Origin of the sequence: Vibrio sp. CyArs1, from assembly GCF_022432925.1 — a bacterium.
GTDB lineage: Bacteria > Pseudomonadota > Gammaproteobacteria > Enterobacterales > Vibrionaceae > Vibrio > Vibrio mediterranei.
This window is the reverse complement of the sequence record NZ_JAKRBO010000004.1, coordinates 188,011-211,522: the sequence shown is the minus strand read 5'-3', so window position 1 is coordinate 211,522 and position 23,512 is coordinate 188,011. Positions and strand designations below refer to the sequence as shown.

Genomic DNA, 23,512 nt, shown 5'->3' with positions numbered 1-23,512 from the left:
CCTAAAATATCCAGCTCTAACGAGGTTCTATATGGTCTACCATCAACTGTAACGATTGGTTTCCGCGAAACTCGTTAATGTCCAATTTATATGCCAACGTAACCGTTTTCACTGAAGCATCTGGCCAGCGGCGTAAATCTACGTTGAAGGCTATTGCATCCAACATAATATTAGTGCCAAACCCTTTGTGCATTGGCTCAACCATCAGTTTTAGGTGTTTTTCGCCCACCAGCTTTTGATGGAGCACTTTAAATTCACCATCAAACAACGGATCGGGGAACGCTTGACCCCAAGGTCCACCGGCACGAAGCTGCTCCGCCGTGTGCATAGAAAACTCTTCAGGTGTTAACTCGCCATCAGACAAAATAATGCCTTTTAGTGCGGTATCCCCTAACTCAGCACGAACCACTTCATCGAACAACTTACTGAAACGTTCGTAGTCTTTCTCCATGATAGTCAGACCGGCCGCCATCGCGTGCCCACCAAACTTCAAGATAAGTCCCGGATTTTGCGTATCGATTCGATCCAAAGCGTCTCGCATATGTAATCCTTGGATGGAACGGCAAGAGCCTTTGATGGTTCCTTCTCCGCCATCAGCAAACGCAATAACAGGTCGATGAAATTTATCTTTAATTCGAGATGCTAGAATTCCAATAACGCCTTGGTGCCAATCTCGCTGAAACAGGGCTAAGCCGTAAGGAAGCTCGGATTTATCACTGATTTGCAAACGCTCACAAAACGCCAGCGCCTCTTGCTTCATGCCTTCTTCAATGTCTTTACGAGTTTGGTTCAAACCATCAAGTTCACTCGCCATACGTCGTGCCGCATGAATGTTATCGGACATCAGCAATTCAACGCCAAACGACATATCATCAAGTCGTCCTGCGGCATTAATTCTTGGCCCTAACGCAAAACCAAAGTCTGATGCCACCAATTTACGCGCATCGCGTTTGGCGATTTCAATTAACGCTTGTATACCGGGACGAGCCTTACCAGCACGAATACGCTGCAAACCTTGATGCACCAAAATTCGGTTATTTTCATCCAATGGCACTACGTCTGCGACTGTACCAAGCGCAACTAAATCAATGAGCTCCATCAGCTTAGGTTCCGCCATACCTTGCTTGGCAAACCAACCTTGTTTACGCATGAACACGCAAAGCGCCATCATGAGGTAAAATGCCACGCCAACACCAGCTAATGCCTTAGAAGGGAAGCCGCATTCATTAAGGTTTGGGTTCACCATGGCATCCACATTGGGAAGTTCTGCCCCTGGTAAATGGTGGTCGGTGACCAACACTTGTAAGCCATTGTCTTTAGCGTATTGCACGCCAGAAATCGAAGACACACCATTGTCAACGGTCATGATCACTTCGGCGCCAATTTCGATTGCTTGGTCCACTACTTCAGGGCTCAAACCATAGCCATCTTCAAAGCGGTTTGGTACCAAATAATCGACATTTCGACTGCCTAGCATTCGCAGAGCTAGAACTGATAACGCGGAGCTCGTTGCGCCATCGGCATCAAAATCACCCACAACGATGATGCGTTTTTGTTGCTTAATCGCCTCAAACAGTAAAGCAACAGCCGCATCGATACCAGCCAATTGTTGGTATGAAATAAGGCCGCGTGCTGTTTTTTCTAGCTGAGCAACATCGGTAACACCTCGCGATAAGTACAGGCGTCTTAGCAGCGAAGGAATAGAATCAGGTAAAGCGGAAATATCGACTTCAGGACGACGTTGAATTTCTATCATAAACAAAAATGGGCTCGTATTATCGAGCCCTTATCCTAATAGTTATTTGATTTGCTCTAGGCGCTTAAGAAGGTCAGCTGGTGGTAAGTAACCACCAACCATTTCACCGTTTGGTAGGAAAATAGCAGGTGTACCGCTAATGCCTAGCTCACGCCCTAAGTTGTAATGTTTAGCTATTGTTTCTTTGCACTGTTTTAGGTCGCCATCAAACTGAGGCTCTTGACGGTTGACTTTAGCATCATGCATTGCCGCTGCAGGGTCTTCTGAACACCAGATTTTCGCCATTTGCTCTGCTACTGGACCTGTTGCGCCTTGGCGTGGATAAGCAAGATAACGTACTGTGATACCTAGATCGTTATAACCCTGCATTTGACTGTGGAGACGAACGCAGTAGCCGCAAGTAATATCAGTAAAGATAGTCACAACGTATTTTTCGTCTTTGGCTTTGTACTCAATCATGCTGTCGCTAAACTGCGCGATTTTTTCTGCATTGATTGGAGCCTGACGCTCAGCAATGACGTCTTTGTAGTTACCGTTTTCATCCAAAGAGTACAGTGTCCCAGCAATAAAGTGCTCGCCGTTTGGCGAAGCAAACAGAACACCTCCAGCAGTGCGTATTTCAACCAAACCATTAATGTCTGAAGCAACAATCTCATCGACTTCGATACCGATCTTGGCAAATCGAGCCTTAATAGCAGCCTCATCAGCCTGCACGGCAGCAACCGCCATCGTTTCCGCTTTCTGAGGAGTCGCTTGTGTTTCTTCCGCACCGCAAGCAGTTACAAAAAGTGGAAGAGTAAGTAGAGTCAAACGGCGCATTACGCTCATTAAAATCACCTTTGTATAAAAAACGTTAAGTTAAGCCCTTGGATGATGCTGGCTATGAATATTTTTCAATCGTTCTGTTGCTACGTGAGTATAAATTTGTGTGGTCGATAAGTCACTATGCCCTAACAACATCTGTACGACACGAAGATCAGCGCCATAGTTCAATAAGTGCGTCGCGAAAGCGTGGCGAAGAACATGCGGTGAAAGCAATTCGGTATCAATATCCGCCAATACGGCGTAAAACTTAATACGGTGCCAGAAGGTTTGTCGGGTCATTTGCCTTGCACGTTTACTTGGGAATACAACGTCAGAGGTTTTATCTCCGAGTAATGCCGGACGCCCTTTTTCAATAAACTCGCTAATCCAATCAATCGCATTTTCACCCATTGGCACCAAGCGCTCTTTATTGCCCTTACCAATCACTCGCACCACGCCTTGACGCAAACTGATGTTTTCCATAGTTAGACTAACCAGTTCAGTCACACGTAGCCCCGTAGCATACAACAGCTCCAGCATCGCCTTATCACGAAGTTCAATGGGGTCATTAGGATCTGGCGCTTCCAATAAAGCTGTCACCTGACCTTCCGTCAAATCTTTCGGTAATCGTTTGGGTAACTTAGGGCTCACCAATAGTGCCGTTGGGTCGTCGGAGCGCAGCTTTTCACGATGGAGGTATTGAAACAAACGACGAATAGCAGAGAGCATTCTTGCCCGTGAGCTCTGCTGATAATTCTGGTCCATTAACCACGTTTGATACTCCTGCAATCCCGACAGGCTAATAAAGTCTAGTCGGTAATTGTGCTCATTCATCCATTTCAATAGCTTAAAGAGATCATTGCGATACGAAGAAAGGGTATTCTCAGACAGCCCTCGCTCCATCCACATGGAGTCTAAAAATTGCTCCACTAAGCCTTGATCTTGGATATTTACGTCGCTCACAACCACCTCTTGGATGTTTATACAGTACTTTCAACAGAGTATGCGAGAAGAAACGATAATGCCATAAAAAACCTATAGAAGATGAATAAGCGCTGCAAAGATGGTCAGATTAAGGGTAGAATCTCGAATCATATAGAACGACAGCAAGAAAGAATGATGAAAATAGGTTTGTTTTACGGTTCGTCAACCTGCTATACCGAAATGGCGTCGGAGAAAATTCGCGAGATTATAGGTCCAGACATCGTCGACATTTTCAACGTAAAAGATACGCCTATTTCTCATATGAGTGACTATGACCTGTTAATTCTTGGTATTTCGACTTGGGACTTTGGTGAAATTCAAGAAGACTGGGGCGCGATTTGGGATCAAGTTTCTGGCGTATCACTGCAAGGAAAAGTGGTTGCCCTATTCGGTCTTGGCGATCAAGAAGGCTATGGTGAATGGTACCTTGATGCAATGGGCATGCTTCACGATGAACTAAAGGTCACTGGAGCGAAATTCGTTGGCTACTGGCCTAATGTTGGGTACGAATTTGATGCGTCAAAAGCTTTAACGGAAGATGGCAGCCAGTTTGTTGGTTTAGCATTAGATGAAGACTCTCAATACGAACTCAGTGACGAACGCATTGCAACTTGGTGTGAACAGATCTTAGTGGAATACCAAGCGCTGCTGTAAGTCCTACCTTGTACATTCTCACGCATAAAAAATGGCGCTTCTTAAGAAGCGCCATTTTTGTAATCAATTAGTCAATTACGCCGTTTCTTGCGTGAATTCTTGATCATTTCGACCAATGAAACACATACAGATAATCGCTGCAAATGTTGGCATTACCCAACCCATACCAACACTAAACAGTGGTAGCACGTTGAAGAACGATACATCGATACCCGATACTTTTGCAGCATCAATCAGTGCAAAGGTCAGTGCAACAAGTACCACCACACGATACGCCAGTTTAGGGTTTGCTAGTTTCTTGCGTGCAAACGTCAAGGCAACCAATGCAATAGCTACTGGGTACAATGCAAACAGAACCGGTACAGACAGCGAAATAAGCTGAGCTAGGCCGATGTTCGCAACGGTTGCACAAGCAACGCCGATAATGATGACCCACTTGTGATAGCTGATAGACGTGAGTGAGCTGAAGTAATCAGAACACGCAGAGATCAGACCAATTGCTGTTGTTAAACAAGCCAGTAATACAATTACTGATAACACGATTTGACCGTATGGACCAAATAGCGCTTGAACATATTGACTTAGAATCGCACCGCCGTTGTCAGCCCCTGCTGCCACTGTCGCACTGGTCGCGCCTAAGTAGAATAGAGAGATATAAACAAACGCCAGACCAGCCGCAGCAATAAGCGCTGAGCTGATTAAATACTTAGTCGTTGCCGCTTGTTCCGTAATGCCTTTCTTGCGAAGCGCATCGACGATCAACATACCGAACATCAGTGAACCAAACGTATCCATGGTGTTATAACCTTCTAGGAAACCTTTAGTCAGAGGTTGAGTAAGATAATCACCTACCGGTGCAATCATTTCACCTTGAGGATCAATGAATACCGCGCCAGCCAACACAATCAAACCAACAAAAAGCACAGGCGTTAACACTTTACCAATCACATCAATCAACTTGCCTTGAGACCAAGCAAATGCCATGGCGATAGCAAAGAACAGGATGGAGAACACAGTCAGGTGCATTTGAGCAGCGTCAGCAAAGAATGGACGAACGGCCATTTCATAAGCCACTAAGCCAGTACGTGGCGCCGCAAATGCAGGGCCAATAATGATAAAGATAAGTACAGCAATCAATGTTGCCGCTCGTTTAGGAAGATCCTTAGTCAAGTGCTCCCATGAGCCCCCAGCCACTGCAACGGCAATAATGGTAATAAGAGGAAGACCTACAGCAGTGAGAAGGAAGCCAGTCATTGCTGGTAATAAATGATCACCCGCTAATTGACCTGCCAATGGAGGGAAGATGATGTTTCCCGCGCCAAGGAAAAATGCAAACAGCATAAAGCCGACTGCTATAATATCTGTTGTTTTCAACGTCTGTTTCACAGATATGTCCTTACTTGTTATGTTGTGTGTTAGCCGGAAGAGTCTTTGCTCTACCGTAAAAATAAGGCGGGCATGATGACGAATCACTAGTCAATAAGCAATAGATGTAGAAATAAACACTACATTAATTTGCTTTGACCTTAAAAAAGCAGTTAGATTCTCTAGATTAAAACAAATAAGCAATTATTTATACTAACCCAAAATTCAAACAAGTCGATCACAGACAGAACATATCACTACTCAATTATTTAACAATAGTGATATTTACTCAAAAGCAAACGATTAACAAAATAAACCATGACTTCTAGCACAACAAAAACCAAAGGTTTTCAGTTCAAACAGTTCTCCATCCTCGATGGTCATTCCGGTATGCCAGTGAGCACCGACGGAGTGTTATTAGGAGCGTGGGCACAATACCGCGATTCAACACATATTTTGGATATTGGAACGGGGACAGGTTTACTATCCTTAATGATTGCTCAGCGATATAGCGACGCTCAAATCACCTCTATCGATATCGATCCAGTGGCGATTCAAGATGCCGAGATCAATATCAATCGCTCACCTTGGCATTCAAGAGTATCTCTTCTTCATAGTGATGTGTTAACTACACCATTTTCTGAGTCATTTAGTGGCATTATCTGCAACCCACCATATTTTAATAGCGGTGAGCAATCTAAGAACCAGCACCGAGCAACAGCCCGTCACACTGATACACTCTCTCACGATCAATTACTCGACGCCTGTTTTAATCTGTTATCGGATGAGGGCGAAGCCAGTTTTGTTCTGCCTAAAGTAGAGGGCGAACAGTTTATTGATATCGCACGACAAAAAGGCTGGCATTTAAACCGAATTTGCCAAATCCAATCGACAACAAAAAAGTCGTGTCATCGGCTGCTATTTACCCTTTGTAAACAGGCAATCTCATTAAATACAGAGCATTTGATCATTCATTCCGAGACTGGGGGCTATTCCAAAGACTTTATTGCCCTAACCAAAGACTTTTACCTTAAAATGTAAGTGCGCTCTGGCTCTGTTTGAGTATAATAGCCGCCCTACTTTTCCCCTGATTGCTGTTTTTTTGCTCAGGGCTAACTTACGTCTTGTGGAGACACCATAGTGATCAGAACCTTCGCTGAATTAGATTTAGATCCTGTCCTTTTAGAAGCGATAGAGGAAATGGGCTATAGCCGCCCTACAGAGATCCAAGCACAGGCTATCCCACAAGCACTTGATGCCAAAGACATCTTAGCCTCAGCGCCAACAGGGACTGGTAAAACGGCTTCCTTTGCTATTCCAGCGATTCAATATCTGCTGGATTTTCCACGCAAAAAAGCTGGCCCTGCACGTATTCTAGTTTTAACGCCAACGCGTGAACTAGCGATGCAAGTGGCTGAGCACACCAAAGCTCTGGCAAAACACACTCGTCTAAAGGTTGCGACCATTACTGGTGGCGTGACTTACGACACTCATGCTGACACGCTCGCTCAAACCCAAGATATCGTGGTAGCGACACCAGGACGTCTGATGGAATACATCGAATCAGAGCGTTTTGATTGCCGCGCGATTGAATGGTTGGTATTGGACGAAGCAGATCGCATGCTCGATCTTGGTTTTGGACCAACCGTAGACCGCTTGTCTGCAGAATGCCGATGGCGCAAGCAAACGTTACTATTCTCTGCCACATTGGAAGGTCGTGGTGTAGAAGGCTTTACTGCCGATCTACTGAAAGCTCCTGCTGAGATTTCTGCAGAGCCATCAACGCGTGAACGCAAAAAAATCACTCAGTGGTATCACCGTGCCGACAATGCTGAGCACAAACTGGCATTGCTCAAGCACATACTCACAGAACAAGCTCAGCGCACTATCGTATTTTTAAAGACCCGTGAACGCTTAGGTGAACTTCGTCAGCAACTAGACAGTGCACAAATCCCATGTTCATGGATTCAAGGTGAAATGCCTCAAGATCGCCGTAACAATGCGATCAGCCGTTTCCGTGACGGTAGCGTGAATATCCTACTGGCAACTGATGTTGCTGCTCGTGGTATTGACCTTCCCGACGTTTCACACGTGATCAACTACGACTTACCACGCAGTGCTGATGTTTATCTGCACCGTATTGGCCGTACTGCACGTGCTGGTAAAAAAGGTACAGCAATCTCTATTGTGGAAGCTCACGACCAGCCAATGATGGATCGTGTAGGTCGTTACACTAAAGAGCTGATCAAAGAGCGCTTTATTGATGGCTTACGTCCTACACACAAAAAGCCTGTGTTTAAGAAAAAGAAGAAGAAAGAAGACAAGAAGAAAGCCGTGAAAAAGAAAAATGGCAAGAAGAAGTAAGTTAACTTTCTCTCAATAATCTAAAAGGCTCTAATGATGAAACATTAGAGCCTTTTTTCATTGTTGTAACCTGTAATCACGCGAAGCAGGAAAAGAAACTTACTGCTCTTCTCGCTTGAAAACTAGCTCTGTTGCCGTCGACTCTTCTTCAACAAAGTAGTAACCCGCCACATCAAATGCGGTGAGTTTTTCAATAGAGTCAATACGGTTGTCAATAATATAACGAGCCATCATGCCTCGCGCCTTTTTAGCGTAGAAACTGATCACTTTGTATTGACCGTTCTTACAGTCTTTAAAGATCGGAGTAATAACCTTGCCGTCTAACTGCTTAGGCTTTACCGCTTTAAAGTATTCGTTCGAGGCAAGATTGATCAACACATTATCACCTTGCGCATTCAAAGCTTCATTCAGCTTATCAGTAATAATATTGCCCCAGAACTGATAAAGGTTGGTCCCACGTGCGTTAGCGAGCTTGGTTCCCATCTCTAGACGATATGGCTGCATTAAGTCTAATGGCTTTAAAAGACCGTAAAGACCAGACAGCATACGCAGGTGCTGCTGTGCGTAGTCAAAATCATCTTCAGATAACGTCTCTGCGGCTAAGCCCGTGTACACATCGCCTTTGAAAGCCAGAATGGCAGGACGAGCATTGTCGGTGGTAAATGTCGGAGACCATTGTTCAAATCGAGCCACATTCAGCCCTGCAATCTTATCGCTGACTTTCATCAACGCTGATACATCGGCAGGCGTCAGCTTGCGGCACACTTCGATAAGCTCCGCTGACTGCTCGACAAGTTCTGGTTGAGTGAATCGTTCAGTTGCGAGTGGTGACTCGTAATCTAAGGTCTTTGCTGGTGAAACAACGATAAGCATGACTGTACTCTTTTTAATAATGGTTTTACCCAGTATAAAAAAAGCCATGCACTTTCTTCAATCAAATAGTGCATGGCTTAATCTATTTTTGAGATAGGTAAAAGTGATTACTTGTTATCTGTCTCTTTGCTATACCAAATACCTTCCTCAAGTTGAGACTTAAGCTCAGGGTAGTCGTTAGCATCAAATGTAGGCACTTTGCCCGCTTTTAGCTGTCTGTTGTAATCTTTAGCAAGCTTAATCACGATGCCCGATAGTAAGATAATCGCAATCAAGTTAACGATAGCCATCAAGCCCATCGAAACATCGGCCAAAGCCCAAACCATTGGCAGCGTCGCCACTGAGCCAAACATTACCATACCTAGTACGATAATACGGAACAGGCCAAGACCCGCTTTGTGGTTGTGCTCTAGGAAGATAAGGTTGGTTTCTGCATAAGAGTAGTTAGCAATGATTGATGTGAATGCGAAGAAGAAAATCGCCACAGCAACAAAAATGCCACCCCACTCACCCACTTGTGAACTCAAGGCACGTTGGGTCAGTTCAATACCTGTCACTTCACCGTGAGGCACGTACTCTCCTGACATCAGGATAATCGCTACTGTTGCACTACAAATTACGATGGTATCGGTAAACACACCAAGCATTTGCACATAACCTTGTGACGCAGGGTGTGGCGGATAAGGCGTAGCAGACGCTGCAGCATTAGGCGCAGAACCCATACCAGCTTCGTTTGAGAACAGACCTCGCTTGATACCTTGAATCATCGCTTGTGCAATAGCGTAACCTAGACCACCAGCAGCGGCTTCTTGTAGACCGAAGGCACTCTTGAAGATATACGCAATAACTTCTGGCACTTTCTCAAGGTTCATTACCATTACCACAATCGCAAGCGCAAGATAAGCCAGCGCCATAATTGGAACGATAAGTTCAGCAGTACGAGCAATCTTGCGAACACCACCGAAAATAACGAACGCAGAGATAAGTACAATGGCAACGCCGACAATCATTGGGTCGAAGCCAAATGCCGTGTTCATTGCGTTTGCAATAGCATTCGCTTGTACGGCATTAAATACCAAACCAAAAGCAATAATCAGGAAGATTGAGAACAACACGCCCATCCAGCGCATGCCTAAACCTTTTTCCATGTAGTAAGCAGGACCACCACGGTAGTTGCCGTCGTCATCTTTGGTTTTGTATAACTGTGCAAGCGTACTTTCAGCAAATGATGTCGCCATACCTAGCATGGCAATGAGCCACATCCAGAAGATTGCACCTGGGCCACCTGCGGTTAGCGCAACGGCAACCCCTGCCATATTACCGGTGCCAACACGTGCTGCAAGACTGGTACAAAGAGCTTGGAAAGAAGAGATACCAGCGCTGTCTGCTTTGCGGCTGTTCTTTAGCACACTGAACATGTGACCAAAATGGCGGAACTGAATAAACCCTAGGCGTACTGTAAAGTAAATCCCCACACCTACGAGTAAGTAAACCAGAATCGATCCCCAAAGAAGATCATTCATTAGATTAATAACGTCTGTCACTTTAAACCTCACTTAAAGTTAGAGTACCGAGCTGCACATCCAAGTGCGTCCTAAATTGCGTGGTTATCCCATCCATGTGGTTTTGTTAATTTCACTGTTTTTCACTGCAACTTAGCTTGTATTTCTTACCCATTGGGAACGACACACAAGTCGGCTTATTTTTTGACGGGCGGATTTTGCAGTCATGACGCGTAAAAATCAATACGCAACAAGAGGTATATCATTGTTATTTTTCACCATAAAATCACGAAAAGTTAACACTTTACAAAGCAACTTCATTACTTGTCATTATCAAATTCGACTTGTTTCCTTAACAATAGGTAAGCATAGCAAGTAATCACCTTTGCATTCGCTTGTTTGCGGGCAAGCCTAGACATAGCAACGGATGAACGTTGTTTTACCAAATGGAATACTTTTTAGACATTATCATGCAATGAGAACCTTTCTCGTAGCACACGATTCGCTATCTACTCCCTTCTCAGCACACGGTATTAACAATCTCATCGAACAATTTCTTTTTCATAATGTGATTCAATCGGTTGTTTTTTAGACAAATGCGTTACTAAAAAGTGTGAGGTTGCATTCAAAATGGCATAAAAACTTCATACTTGCGAAACAAATGAGAAACAAATCAAAGTTAGTCTGCCTTGTAATGTGGTACTAAAAGGTCTCCGTGAGGAGAATAACAATAGTAGAGGTAGCTTATGGAAGGCTTTGAACTGGATGACATTGCGGAACTAGGTGCTCCACGTGCTCGCGCAGGACGCTCTAAACCGGTAAAAAGGAAATGGCGAGAAATTGAAGCTATTAAAGACAGACAGCGCTTACAAAAAGAACTGAACGATATGGATATCGGACTCGACTTCTCACTTGATGACGTTGATCTCTAAACCACCACTGATTCAATCTCAATAAGAATTTTCGCTTATGAAGAGCCTGAAACTTCATAAGTGATAACATACAAAACCCTCTTTATAGAGGGTTTTGTTTTTTCTCGAACAGTACGTTGTATTCGACCTCCGGTGACAAAAGTGTCAAGATAGTGCGATGTTTAACCACGTTGACTTCGGTTATGGTCTCAAAGCGAAAACCTATTCATCTAAATCGCGTCGAAAAGATCGTTGATTATATTCATCAGAATTTAGATAAACCGCTTACGGTCACTGAACTTGCCGATATAAGCTGCTGGTCTCGCTGGCAGTTACAACGTGTGTTTCAAGAGCAAACCAATCACAACCTTGCCCAGTACGTGCGAGAACAAAAGCTCAGCCGCGCAGCAGAGCAACTTTTAAAGAGTGACCAAAAGGTCACCGACATTGCGCTCGATTTTGGTTTTAATTCTGAAGTGAGCTTTAGCCGTGCCTTCAAGCAGCTTTTTGCCATCTCTCCAAGACAATATCGCCTAGTAGGTAAACTTAATGGTATCAGGCTACCTCTAGTCATGAGTCCAGAATTGCCTCTTGATCAAGCCGCAACGCAAGTCGTTCGAATAGAAAGTAAACCAGAAACTCAGTTTTGGGGCGTGTATGGGCCCATCGACTCCATCTATGCAGCGAATCCACAATTTAGTCAGCAAGTTCTCGATATTTGGGGCACCTTTACTCAAATCGCACTGCAACATTCGATCGCCCCAAATCACTTCTATTACGGTATTGTCGATACAGTGCGAGTATTGCCCAACTCACAGCTAGTGTATTGGGCAGCCAGTGATAACCCAGCATTTTCTCAAATTTCACAGCTTGAGCACGTTACCATCCCTGCACAGATGTATGCCGTCATTACCCACGTAGGGCCTGCTGCTACGTTTCCAAAAACACTCGAGTGGGTACTACAAAGTTGGCTCCCAAGCTCAGGTTACATGGGTCTGGAGGGGTTTGAACTCGAGTGCTATCCAAGAGATTATCAACTGGAAAGCCAAGACGCTAAAATGGAGTTTTGGTTACCTATTCAATCGTTATAGCAGTACTTTCGACAAATCGTTTCCAAAAAAAACTTGCACCAAATTGTTAAGTATCACAGAATCAAAATCCTTAGAATTGTAAATGAAAGTAATTATCAATAACATTTACATACTCTTTAAGAATCTTTTTCTATGATGTTAAAAACAAAACTTAGCCCAATAGCAGTGGCCGTAAGCATGCTAATCGCCGTGCCTACACTTTCAGTTGCAGAAGATAACCAGACAAGTCAAACACCTCAAACCGACGAGCAAATGACAGTACTGGGTAAGACTTATCGTAATACTGCCACTAAAACTTCATTGACGCCGGAAGAGACACCGCAAAGCATCTCAGTCATTGATCGAGAAACACTCGATCTGCGCGGCGTTAACTCCGTTGCTGAGGCCCTACGTTATACGCCAGGGGTACATACTCAGCTGCGTGGCGGCGCAGTAGGTCGTCTGGACCTATTTAACATACGCGGTTTTACCAACTACCAGAATTATTACGACGGTCTCCAACTCCAATACAATGCATGGAACCTTCAACCTCAAGTGGACGCGTTCGCTGTTGAGCAAATAGAAGTATTTAAAGGTCCAACATCCGTGCTCTATGGAGCGATGCCTCCTGGTGGTATGGTCAACTTAGTGGCCAAAAGACCAACACAAGAGCGCGCTACAGACATTAGCGTAGCGGGTGGTTCTCACGCTCACAAAGAGTTCACTATCGATTCTCGCGGCCAGATTGGCGATAGCAACTTTAATTACCGTTTCTTAGGAAAAGCTCTAAAAAGAGACGGGATGGCAGATACTTCCGAAGAAGAGCGTTACTTAATCGCACCTTCTGTCGATTGGAACGTCAGTGACAAAACACTGATTAACTTTAATGCCTACTATCAAAATGACCCTAAAGCGGGCATTTATACTTCTATGCCAGGCTACGGAACGGTACTGCCTAATCCAAACGGTGATCTCAGCAAAAATCTCTTCACCGGCGATCAAAACTGGAACAAGTTTGAAAAAGAAGTTGGTCTCTACGGGGTTAAACTGAATCATGAATTCAGTAATGACTGGACCTTATTAGTAAATACTCGCTACATGGATGGCTCGGCTCTACAGCACAATACCTACGGTACTGGCTTAGCTGCCGACGGTCGAACCTTAAGTCGTAACGCCTATCTAACCGATGAAAAGTCCAAAGGTTGGGTGTCTGATGCACAGGTAAACGGTAATTTTAATACTGGCAACTTGATGCACAACTTGCTTATTGGTTTGGATTATCAGCAGCTAGATTCAAAAGTGGACTACTTTGACGTTGCCACATCGACCATTGATATCTATAACCCTAACAATAATCAGCTAAGTGAAGAAGAGATCAAAAAGCAGATGGCCAGTGCAACGAATTACGGCAACCAAGTCGATTCGAAACAGCTGGGACTGTACTTACAAGATCAGATGCGTCTTAACCGCCTTGTTATGATCGCTGGTGTTCGATTTGACAATTACAAGAGCGATACAACAGCCAACTCAACAGGCGCGACAACCACCCTAGACCAAAATAACACCTCATATCGTGTTGGTGCTTTGTACGAGTTCGACAACGGTATATCGCCATACATCAACTACGCAGATAGCTTTGAGCCTGTTGCAGGAACGGATAAAGACGGTAATGCCTTCAAGCCATCCACAGGTCATCAATGGGAAGCAGGTGTGAAGTACAACTCTGCCGACATGACCAAGATGCTAAATATTGCTGCGTTCCATATCACTAAGAAAGGTGCACTAGTCAAAGATCCAAATGGCTCGTTACCACAGCATCAAATACAGGTCGGTGAAAGCGTTTCTAAAGGGGTCGAAGTTGAAAGTAAATGGTACGCGACGGATCGTTTAGATCTCGCAGCTAACTATACCTACCAAAATGTGGAAATTACGGAAGATACCGATCCGACTCAAATTGGTAAAAAACCGGTGTGGGTACCAGATCAAATGGCCAACTTATGGGCTAACTATAACTTCTACGGAACTGCGCTAGACGGTGCCATTCTTGGTGGTGGCGTGCGCTACATCGGTGAAACTCAGCTCGATGCGGCTAACTCTGGAACTATTCCGGGATACACTGTTGTCGACTTATCTTTAGGTTATGACCTAGGCACACTAGGAAGCAGTATGAAAGGGTCATCTGCATCCGTTGCGGTTACCAACTTGTTCAATAACGAAACATACACATGCTATGACTCATTAAACTGTTGGGCAAATGACGAACGTCGCATCGTTGCTAGGTTGAAATTTGGTTTTTAATGGTTAATGCAAACCTCACTCGCTAATCAACATGCGTCACGCCTTGAGGCGTTGACGCATGTCTCACAACAAGTCTCCCCTCTGTTAGTTGAACTGACAGAGGGAGCACACGTTATTGAACCCAATTCAACATCACGCCAAGAAGTACAGTCGCTTTATCAATACTGGAAGCAACACTATCCCGAAGCTGGTGCGGTCTACTGGCAAACACGTACTTGGACCATGTTAGTTTGGCAGCCAATTACCATCGCTTTAGTCACTACTTATTATGCCGAACACGTACCGCCAATCAGCACAATGAAACAAGCGGTAAATCTTGATAATGGTGTTGTTGGGCAGTTTGATTTTGCTGAACACAATTGGCAACTTGGCGACCAATATCAGCGCTTAGCCATTGCCGCCAAAGAGCTAAAATTACTTATTGCCGATCTAGCGCGACAACTCAGTGACGTATGCAGAATGAGCCCAGCCACTCAAGAGAAGCTGCTTGCTGACACTGTGATGGAAATGTTGCTTCGCGGACTCAATCATATGGTTAGCGTAAATCTACTAACCAAAGAACAACTGCACCCTACCTTTGCTCATGAACTTCAGCATTGGCAACAGGCTCTGGAATTGCCGCTTACTCGCTTTGGACGGCTCGATGTCTCCATCGACGGGGAATATTTCGTCCAACGACGCGCCTGCTGCATGCATTACCGACGTGCAGACGGTGATTATTGCCAAGGGTGTCCTCAAAATAAATAACATAACATAACATAACATAACATAACATTATTAAAGATATTGATTTATATGAGTTATTTATCCTTAACCAAAAACTGATGATATTTCGTTACAAGATATTGATTAAGAGATAACAAATGATAACTCATATCAATATCATTTAGACTGTATTTCTCCACGCAGTTGCAATACAATAACCGCGCTTCCAATGCAGACATGAAAACGGTAACACGACTCGTTTAATGCCATTCTTTCTGACTCGATTCACTGCGTTAACTCCGCAAATCAGTAGCAGACATTTGGAACCCGAATTCAACTAAATAACTGGTACTTTCTACTAGAAAGCAGAAGGCTCTTGAAATGAACAAAACGGCTCTTCGCCTGACCTTGTGTTCGCTCCCACTGCTGTCCGTAAGCAGCTTCGCGACCGCCAACGATCTTAATAGTGCTCGAAATGTCGAGGCGCAAACCATCACGCAAAGTGCACAAAGCCAAACTCGCATCAACAAAAGTAGCGATAAAGCATTTGAACTGAAGTCTGATATCGCGATGCTTGAGCAAGAAGTGGCGAACTTAGAAGTATACGAAAAGCACTTGCAAGCCGTTGTTGCTAATCAAGAAGAAGAGATGGCTAGTATTGATACTCAGTTAGAGCAGATCAGTGCAACTCGCCAAGGTGTTGTGCCATTGATGTATCAAATGCTTGCAGGGCTTGAAGCACATATTAAGCAGGACAAACCAATTCGAATTGATACACGTCTAGCGAGACTTGATGAGTTGAAGGCTTTGATGCCTCAAGCTGATGTCAGTGATGCTGAAAAGTACCGTCGTATTTTAGAAGCGTATCAGATTGAAATGGACTACGGCATTAAGCTAGGTAGTTACCGAGGCCTTATCCATGTTGGCAACGACATTGAAGCTGAGCAGCTTTATTTAGGCCGCCTTTCTCTGGTCGCTCGCAGTCTAGACAGAAACCAATATTGGTCATGGGATATCAACCAAAACCGCTGGGTTGCCGTTGATAGTGCGTTAGCCCCACAGATTGACAAAGCCTTTGCTATTGCTCACAAGCAAGCGTCTCCATCGCTTGTTGAACTTCCAGTATCATTGACCCCAGCGACTCAAACACAGGATCCTAGCTAATGCGTACGTTATCATTGCATAAATTTCCGCTTATGGTTGCGCTGCTAAGCCTTGGATTAGCACAACCTTCTTTAGCCGCAGAGAGTCTAACTTCAAAAGCCAAAACTGCTCAGCAACAAGAGAGTCAGCACAATGCAAACCGTGAAGCTGAGTTTAAGAAGCAAGAGCAGCAACTAGCGGCCCGTAAAGCTGAACTCGAGAAACGTAAAGCTCAACTGGACGCAAGCATTGAATCGCTCAGCACTGCATTTTCTGATAATGAACGTACCTTAGCAGAGCAACAAAAGAAGCTGCATTTAGAAACAGGCAGCTTAGGAGAACTGTTTGGCGTAGTCAGACAATCAGCCAAAGAGCTTCAAGTGGAACTCGATCATTCTGTCGCCAATACTGAGCAAGCTAAGCAAATCGCTGACATCAATGGTATCGTCGCGGCGAAAACATTGCCATCCATTCAGGAGCTGACGGGACTGTGGCGTGCTTATCAAGCCCAAATAGCCACCAGCGCGACCTACGCCAACGTCCAAGTTCCCTTTGTTGCGGGTAACGGTGAAATCACCCAACTCGATGCGGTTCGTTTAGGCAACTTTGCTTTACTGTCGAACCATGGTCCTATTGATTGGGATGGCAAGTTGGCCAGTGATTTCCCTCGCCTTCCTAAAAACGTTCCGACCTCAGCAGATGCTGCTGGTATTGTGACAGGCCAAACAGCCGCCCTTATCGACCCAAGCCGTGGTGATATCTACAAGCAGCTGGCGGATAACCCGACCTTAGCCGAGCGATTCGAACACGGTGGTATTGTCGGTAAGATCATTGCAGGGCTCTTTGCTCTAGGCATGATCATCGCTCTATATCGAGCAGCTGTTCTGATTACCACTGAGCAAAAGATCAACAAACAACTAAAATCACCGAGCACCCCTACTGATAACCCACTAGGTCGTGTTCTTAGCGTCTACAACAGCGAGAAACAGCTTCATGTTGAAGCGCTTGAGCTACGACTGCTTGAGTCCATTATGGATGAGCAACAGCACCTTGAACGTGGTCTGAGCATGCTTAAGCTATTGGCAGCTCTGGCACCAATGCTAGGTCTGTTAGGTACAGTTACCGGTATGATCGAAACCTTCCAAGTTATTACCCAGTTTGGTAATGCCGAGCCTCGCGTCATGGCAGGTGGTATCTCTATGGCATTGGTCACAACCGTACTCGGTCTGATTACTGCGATGCCACTACTTCTTGCTCACAACTTACTGAGTTCTAAGGCCGAAACGATTCGCAATATCCTAGAACGTCAGAGTGTTGGTCTTGTTGCAGAGCAAGCCGAAGTTCAAACCATTGAGCATAAGGAAGCGTATGCCGCATAACCTATTCAGTTGGCTACCCGGTAGCGAGCATCTGAACCAGTTTATGACGCAAGGTGGGCCAGTATTATGGTGGCTCGCCGCGGTGGTGTTTATTTTTTGGTTAGTGGCCTTTGAACGAGTGATCTATTTCGCCAAGGTCTTTCCTACCGAGAAAAAAAGCTGGGTTGAGAAATGGGTAGCACGCCAAGATCATTACTCTTGGTACGCTCAGTCACAGCGCAATGCCATGCTAAGTGAAGCAGAGAATAAGCTTAAGCAAAACTTAAACTTGCTGAAGTGCCTACTTAGCTTGTGTCCCATGCTGGGACTGCTTGGAACGGTCACCGGTATGATCACCGTATTTGACACCCTGGCAGCTCAAGGTAGCGCACAGCCTCGCTTAATGGCAGCGGGTATTTCAATGGCGACGATTCCGACTATGGCAGGCATGGTCGCCGCACTCTCGGGCATGCTCGCCTATTCACGTATTCAAAAATGGAGTAGCAAAAGCCTACTTCAACTTGAACAGTTACTTAGAAGTGAACGTCACTTATCTTCCAATGTGACTCACTCAGGAGACTCTCTATGAGACTAGGTCATCGTAGAAAACAGACCGAAGAAGCCAATATCGATATGACATCAATGCTCGATATTGTATTTATCATGTTGATCTTCTTTATTGTCACCAGTTCGTTCGTTCGTGAGTCTGGCGTAGATGTTAATCGACCACAGGCAAGCCACGCCGTTAGCCAGAAAGATGCAGGGATCTTTGTGGCCATTACTTCTGCTAACGATATCTACATTGATAAACGTCGCGTGGATGTGGAACGTGTGCAAGCAACAATTGAGAAACTGTTGTTAGAACAACCTAATGCTTCGATGGTAATTCAGGCTGACAAGCACGCTTTCAACGGCACAGTGGTAGAAGTGATGGACAGCGCTAAAGGAGCAGGAGTCACTAAAATTGCATTGGCGACGGAGAGCCCATAATGGTTCGACTACTGGCTAGTGTCCCACTTGCAGCCGCGTTAGCTTTTGCCCTGTTCTCTTTTATGAGTTGGATGATCGATATTGGGCCTAAAGCTAAGCCCGATGATAAGCCAAGGCTGAGTTATGATTTAGTTATGGTGGAACCAGATAGTGAAACAGCAAGGCGCCAACGTGTGCTCCCTGAGCCACCCAAAATGCCTTCAACGCCGCCTTCGGCAGCGGTGGTAGAGCAAAGCTCACAGGTATCAAGTGTACAAACCCCAAGTACACCGCAACTACCCAACATCGCTATTTCAACTCAAGTGGCGGGCGTGGCGCTCAATGCTCCAACCGTTCCAGATATAGGTCAAAACCAGCAGGTCATGCCATTACACCGTAAGGAGCCTCGCTATCCGCGTCGCGCATTACAGCGTAATGTCGAAGGTTATGTGGTGATGTCTTTTACTATCGATGAAAGTGGTCGCCCGACGGATGTTCAAGTGGTAGAAGCAAAACCAAGACGAATGTTTGAACGTGAGGCGATGGTGGCGCTTAAACAATGGAAATATCAACCGATGATTGTGAATGGCAAAGCGACTCCGCGCATTGGCCAAACCGTCAAATTAGAGTTTAAGTTGAATCAATGATAAAGCGTCTATTTGTTATCTCCGCCCTAGCTCTGAGCAGTCTCTTAGTGACCACTAGCGTAGCTGCTGCCCCGCAACTTGGTATGCGAACAGCAACGCAAGTTTCCAAGGCCTATGAGCTGGAGCAAGAGGATAAACTAAGCGAAGCCATTAAGCTTTTAGAAGGACTGAAGCCGAGTGCCAATTACGACAAAGCGTATGTGGCACGTATGCTAGGCATCTATTATTGGCAAGCTGAACAAGCTGACAAAGCCGTTAAACAGCTGCAAATAGCCGTGAATACGGGGGCATTCGAAGATGAACAAGGTTGGCAAACGGAACGTATGCTGGCAGAACTTTTACTCTCTGAAGATAAACCTGAACAGGCCTTAGTGCACTTCAATCAGCTGACCAAAACCGCTGAAGCAAACAACATCAGCAAAGACCAAATCACCGGAGTATGGCTCAATAAAGCGCGAACTCATTACTTATTGCAGCAATGGAAACCTTTATTGGCGGCAATTAATGAATATCACAGGCGTGACAATACCCCTAAGCTACAGCCATTAAGTTTGCAATTAACGGGTGAGATGCAGTTAAAACGCTTGAAGAGTGCGATTTTGACGACACAAAAGTTATTGGCGTTACAGCCGGATAACCTAATGTGGTGGCAGCAGTTGAGCTCACTCTATATGCAAACTAGGCAGTACAAATTGGCACTGGCAACCTTAGTATCCGCCGAACGCGCTGGTATTGAGTTACCAGAGAATCTTCAGGTCAGCAAAGCTCAGCTTTATTCTCAGCAAGGTATTCCCGAGAAGGCTGCTGAGTCCTATGCCAATTTACAAGTTAAAGAGAGCGATATTGACACCATTATCAAGCAGGCAAGGCATTGGCAAATGGCTCGTGAGTGGTCCAACGCTCAAACGGCTTGGCTAGCTGCAGCAAGGCTTAATGGTAAGTACTATGAAGAGGTGGCAAGGTTGGAGCTTCAGCAAGGCGCATTCAATCAGGCGCTAAGTTCGCTCAATAAAGTCACTGGCATTAATCAACAAGAGAAACTGTTACTGCAAGTGAGAGCCTATGTGGGCCTGAAAGATTACGCCAAGGCGACCAAGGTAGCTCAAGCAGCGCATAGAGAAAAGCCAACCACACAAACCGCAGACTGGTTGCAGTATTTAGAACAAATGAGTCAACCTCGCTAACAATAAAAAACCCAAGCTCAGCTTGGGTTTTTTATTGTTCTTTCATTTCCAAATGTCAAAACTAAACACTTTCGACATCATTTTGCCTGACGCGAGCAGCTAGCTGTTTGTAACGGTCAGCTATCGTATCACCAAAGACCGGGTCGTCTTCAGTCACCGTCCATTGGCTTTCCACTACTTGCCAATCTTGGGTAGTAAACCGTTTTTCGATCAAAGGCAGTACGGATTGTTCTTCCAAATCAAGGTGGCGTTTTTGGTCTTGAATAAACTCCGATAAACGCCCCATGAATACTTCTTGAGGCACCACTGAGTCTTGGAGAATCATCTCGACAACATCTAGAAAAGCATGCGTCTTCTCTGATAGATCTAGATGGTCTGTCTCAAGGTTCTCTACTTGTTCTTGAGCACCGTATTTTTCGATAAAGTAGTGATAGAGAATGTCTTCTTTGGGGTGATGTATTTTTTCAGAATGATTGGCTAAGTAATCGACAATCTCTTTGACGATACTGTAGTTAATTGGCTGCTCTTTTTCTAGTAAGTGCAATTTTCGATTTAAAATCGCGAGCAATCGCACCATATAACCATGCTCGCGTCTAATCCTTTCGATTATCATGATCCTTCTCCCTAATTTTCCACACTCTTTGCAAGTGTATAAGAGAAAGTAGGATCATGTTTTGAGGATGCTCGAAAAACCACCAATTGACTAAGATTGCTTAATCTAGTCGTGGTTGCCAATCAACAGGTCGCTTACCCATACTTTGAAGTATTTGATTTGTTTTAGAAAAGTGGCCGCTACCGAAGAAGCCTCTATGTGCAGACAATGGGGAAGGATGAGGTGCAGTCAATACGTGATGTTTACTACGGTCTATCATCTTACCTTTCTTTTGAGCATGCGAACCCCATAGCAGGAAGACAATGCCTTCACCGTTCTGATTCAAAGCTTCTATAACTCGATCAGTAAATGTCTCCCAACCTAATTTAGCATGAGAATGTGCCTGCCCTTGCTCCACAGTCAAGACCGTGTTTAACATCAACACACCTTGCTCTGCCCAGCTCTTCAGATAACCGTGCGCAGGTATCTCAAAACCCTCAATATCTTGAGCGAGCTCTTTATACATATTGACCAAAGAAGGTGGTGTCTTTACGCCTGGTAAAACGGAAAAACAAAGTCCGTGAGCCTGATTGGGTCCATGATAGGGATCTTGCCCCAACATCACTACATTCACATCCGAGAACTCAGTAAATCGAAATGCATTAAATACATCTTGAGCAGGAGGGAAAATCGCCTTCCCTTGAGTACGCTGTGCTTCAACATACGCTATGGTCTGTTGAAAGTACTCTTGTTGCTTTTCATTACCGATAACGTCGTGCCATGTGAGTGTTGTCATTGTGGGTCCCTGAAGATGAATACTTCAGGTAGTCTATCACTCAACGAAGGGTCACCACTACTGTCAATTTGGCGTGTCGCCATGCACTTTTCCTCGCCAGAGGCAGTGCTTATTATATTATTTATCGCTCAATGATTAGGATGCTTTATTTGCGGTGTTCGGTAATGACCTTGACCATGAATATGTCGGTTTGGGGTCGGAAAGCGAGTAGAACGCGTAGCATTTGGTCTAGGAGTTACTGGACGAGTCATAATGGCACCTATCTTATCGAATCACACATTTATGCAACATGCATGTAACATAGTATGAAAGAAAGATGCCAAAATGCCATGTAGCACACGAAAAAATCAGCAATTTATTGAAAAATGTCTCAATTGTTGGATCTCATCAGGCCAAATAGTGGGCTCTATTGTTTCTAAAATCAGTGGGATAGAATCAAATCGTTGATCTTGCATGATGTACTCAAAGCACGCCCATCCAATCTCTCCTTTACCAAGCGAGTGATGCCTATCGACCTTACCTCCCAATGGGATCTTTGAATCATTAAGGTGCATGGTTCGCAAATAGTGCATGCCAACAATTCGGTCAAACTCTGCAAATGTGTGCTCGCATGCCTCTTTAGTTCGTAAGTCGTAGCCAGCTGTAAAGGTATGACAGGTATCAAGACATACGCCGACCCTCGATTTATCTTCTACCTTATCAATGATGTGAGCTAAGTGTTCGAAGCGCCAGCCAAGGTTAGTGCCCTGACCTGCGGTGTTTTCAATGACCGCGATGACATCCGGTACTTCTTGATGCGCTAAGTTAATGGACTCGGCAATACGGTCTAAACAATCACTCTCAGACAACTTTTTTAAATGACTGCCCGGATGAAAGTTAAGTAGTGTAAGCCCCAATTGTTGGCACCGCTCCATCTCATCGATAAAAGCAGCTCGAGACTTTTCAAGTTTATCCAACTCCGGCGCACCTAAGTTAATGAGATAAGAGTCATGTGGAAGAATTTGTTCCGCACGGAAGCCGTACTTTTGGCATTCCAATTTAAACCGTTGGATAACCTCTTCGGTCAACGGTTTTGCCACCCACTGTCGCTGATTCTTAGTAAAAAGAGCAAATGCGTTCGCACCGATTTCATTTGCCCTTTGTGGCACATTATCAACCCCACCAGCGGCGGAGACATGTGCACCAATAAATTTTTTCATATGATTGACTACCTGATCGAGTTCACAGTTTTTGAACTGTTATTTAGCGATCTTATACTTTCAGTTTTGGTTATGGAAGCCATTGATTTTACCTAGATAGCTAGCTTCTTACGGTGTTTTTGTTGTTTTATTACTACAAAATGGAAATTCAAATAATTTTTAATTATTAAAATATCATTTTAAAGCACCATTTTTAAAGGTTTGATTGACCTCAATCAAAAAATTAACCACAACTTCATTAATGTTTTTTGTTGTATTTTGATCCAAATCAATACTAGAATACCCATAACGGGTTATATATAAGCCAGCTCGACAAGAATTGAAAATTAACACCACAA

22 protein-coding genes are annotated in these 23,512 nt (G+C 44.6%); 13 read left to right on the top strand and 9 right to left on the bottom strand.

What is annotated here, in order from left to right; all coding sequences use genetic code 11:
• Positions 1-16: 16 nt before the first annotated feature.
• Genes recJ through xerD form a run of 3 tightly spaced genes read right to left on the bottom strand, consistent with a single transcriptional unit; the run spans position 17 to position 3,538 of the window.
• Entirely contained in the window at positions 17-1,756 is a 1,740-nt protein-coding gene (gene recJ / locus MMA19_RS14255) for a single-stranded-DNA-specific exonuclease RecJ (RefSeq protein ID WP_006075405.1), read from the bottom strand.
• A 42-nt stretch (positions 1,757-1,798) separates the two neighbouring features.
• Entirely contained in the window at positions 1,799-2,584 is a 786-nt protein-coding gene (gene dsbC / locus MMA19_RS14250; RefSeq protein WP_038225545.1) for a bifunctional protein-disulfide isomerase/oxidoreductase DsbC, read from the bottom strand.
• A gap of 30 nt (positions 2,585-2,614) precedes the next feature.
• Entirely contained in the window at positions 2,615-3,538 is a 924-nt protein-coding gene (xerD, locus tag MMA19_RS14245) for a site-specific tyrosine recombinase XerD (RefSeq protein WP_240206580.1), read from the bottom strand.
• Positions 3,539-3,679: 141 nt separating this feature from the next.
• Between xerD and fldB the strand changes: the two genes are divergently transcribed.
• The gene (fldB, locus tag MMA19_RS14240) at positions 3,680-4,198 is read left to right on the top strand and encodes a flavodoxin FldB (RefSeq protein WP_038225584.1); all 519 of its coding nucleotides are present in this window, start codon (positions 3,680-3,682) and stop codon (positions 4,196-4,198) included.
• Positions 4,199-4,273: 75 nt separating this feature from the next.
• Here fldB and brnQ read toward each other — a convergent pair whose 3' ends face one another.
• Complete coding sequence (gene brnQ, locus MMA19_RS14235; protein ID WP_006075410.1) at positions 4,274-5,584, bottom strand: branched-chain amino acid transport system II carrier protein; 1,311 nt, start codon at positions 5,582-5,584, stop codon at positions 4,274-4,276.
• Between the two features lie 297 nt (positions 5,585-5,881).
• On the opposite strand from brnQ, the gene MMA19_RS14230 reads away from it, so the two are divergent.
• On the top strand, positions 5,882-6,604 hold the full coding sequence (locus MMA19_RS14230) for a tRNA1(Val) (adenine(37)-N6)-methyltransferase (RefSeq protein WP_240206506.1): 723 nt from the start codon (positions 5,882-5,884) through the stop codon (positions 6,602-6,604).
• Between the two features lie 99 nt (positions 6,605-6,703).
• On the top strand, positions 6,704-7,927 hold the full coding sequence (srmB, locus tag MMA19_RS14225; protein ID WP_006075412.1) for an ATP-dependent RNA helicase SrmB: 1,224 nt from the start codon (positions 6,704-6,706) through the stop codon (positions 7,925-7,927).
• 99 nt (positions 7,928-8,026) lie between these two features.
• On the opposite strand, the gene yaaA is transcribed toward srmB, so the two are convergent.
• On the bottom strand, positions 8,027-8,800 hold the full coding sequence (yaaA, locus tag MMA19_RS14220) for a peroxide stress protein YaaA (protein WP_240206579.1): 774 nt from the start codon (positions 8,798-8,800) through the stop codon (positions 8,027-8,029).
• Positions 8,801-8,907: 107 nt separating this feature from the next.
• Entirely contained in the window at positions 8,908-10,344 is a 1,437-nt protein-coding gene (locus MMA19_RS14215) for a sodium:alanine symporter family protein (protein ID WP_038225549.1), read from the bottom strand.
• 704 nt (positions 10,345-11,048) lie between these two features.
• Here MMA19_RS14215 and MMA19_RS14210 point away from each other — a divergent pair.
• From MMA19_RS14210 to MMA19_RS14165, 10 genes are all read left to right on the top strand, one after another.
• Complete coding sequence (locus MMA19_RS14210) at positions 11,049-11,234, top strand: DUF3545 family protein (protein ID WP_006075440.1); 186 nt, start codon at positions 11,049-11,051, stop codon at positions 11,232-11,234.
• A 152-nt stretch (positions 11,235-11,386) separates the two neighbouring features.
• Entirely contained in the window at positions 11,387-12,304 is a 918-nt protein-coding gene (locus MMA19_RS14205) for an AraC family transcriptional regulator (RefSeq protein ID WP_236109137.1), read from the top strand.
• Positions 12,305-12,436: 132 nt separating this feature from the next.
• Positions 12,437-14,581, top strand: coding sequence for a TonB-dependent siderophore receptor (locus MMA19_RS14200; RefSeq protein ID WP_206379133.1), 2,145 nt, complete (start codon positions 12,437-12,439; stop codon positions 14,579-14,581).
• Positions 14,582-14,587: 6 nt separating this feature from the next.
• A complete protein-coding gene (locus MMA19_RS14195; RefSeq protein ID WP_240206505.1) occupies positions 14,588-15,328 on the top strand; it encodes a siderophore ferric iron reductase in 741 nt (246 codons plus the stop codon).
• Between the two features lie 339 nt (positions 15,329-15,667).
• Positions 15,668-16,450, top strand: coding sequence for a DUF3450 domain-containing protein (locus MMA19_RS14190; protein WP_088876712.1), 783 nt, complete (start codon positions 15,668-15,670; stop codon positions 16,448-16,450).
• A 32-nt stretch (positions 16,451-16,482) separates the two neighbouring features.
• Positions 16,483-17,808, top strand: a complete 1,326-nt coding sequence (locus MMA19_RS14185) for a MotA/TolQ/ExbB proton channel family protein (RefSeq protein ID WP_240206578.1) — start codon at positions 16,483-16,485, stop codon at positions 17,806-17,808.
• Positions 17,798-18,376: a MotA/TolQ/ExbB proton channel family protein gene (locus MMA19_RS14180; RefSeq protein ID WP_038225556.1), complete on the top strand. Its 579-nt coding sequence runs from the start codon at positions 17,798-17,800 to the stop codon at positions 18,374-18,376. Before MMA19_RS14185 ends, MMA19_RS14180 begins: the two co-directional genes overlap by 11 nt.
• Positions 18,373-18,777: a biopolymer transporter ExbD gene (locus tag MMA19_RS14175; protein WP_006075432.1), complete on the top strand. Its 405-nt coding sequence runs from the start codon at positions 18,373-18,375 to the stop codon at positions 18,775-18,777. The genes MMA19_RS14180 and MMA19_RS14175 overlap by 4 nt, the downstream gene beginning before the upstream one ends.
• Positions 18,777-19,403: an energy transducer TonB gene (locus MMA19_RS14170; RefSeq protein WP_006075431.1), complete on the top strand. Its 627-nt coding sequence runs from the start codon at positions 18,777-18,779 to the stop codon at positions 19,401-19,403. Before MMA19_RS14175 ends, MMA19_RS14170 begins: the two co-directional genes overlap by 1 nt.
• Positions 19,400-20,587, top strand: a complete 1,188-nt coding sequence (locus tag MMA19_RS14165) for a hypothetical protein (RefSeq protein WP_038225558.1) — start codon at positions 19,400-19,402, stop codon at positions 20,585-20,587. Before MMA19_RS14170 ends, MMA19_RS14165 begins: the two co-directional genes overlap by 4 nt.
• 61 nt (positions 20,588-20,648) lie before the next feature.
• Here MMA19_RS14165 and MMA19_RS14160 read toward each other — a convergent pair whose 3' ends face one another.
• The 3 genes from MMA19_RS14160 to nfo all read right to left on the bottom strand — a co-directional run bounded on the left by MMA19_RS14160 (position 20,649) and on the right by nfo (position 23,174).
• Positions 20,649-21,200, bottom strand: a complete 552-nt coding sequence (locus MMA19_RS14160) for a hemerythrin domain-containing protein (RefSeq protein ID WP_240206504.1) — start codon at positions 21,198-21,200, stop codon at positions 20,649-20,651.
• A gap of 100 nt (positions 21,201-21,300) precedes the next feature.
• Entirely contained in the window at positions 21,301-21,975 is a 675-nt protein-coding gene (ung, locus tag MMA19_RS14155) for a uracil-DNA glycosylase (protein ID WP_240206503.1), read from the bottom strand.
• Between the two features lie 347 nt (positions 21,976-22,322).
• Positions 22,323-23,174, bottom strand: a complete 852-nt coding sequence (gene nfo / locus MMA19_RS14150; protein WP_240206502.1) for a deoxyribonuclease IV — start codon at positions 23,172-23,174, stop codon at positions 22,323-22,325.
• Positions 23,175-23,512: the final 338 nt, after the last annotated feature.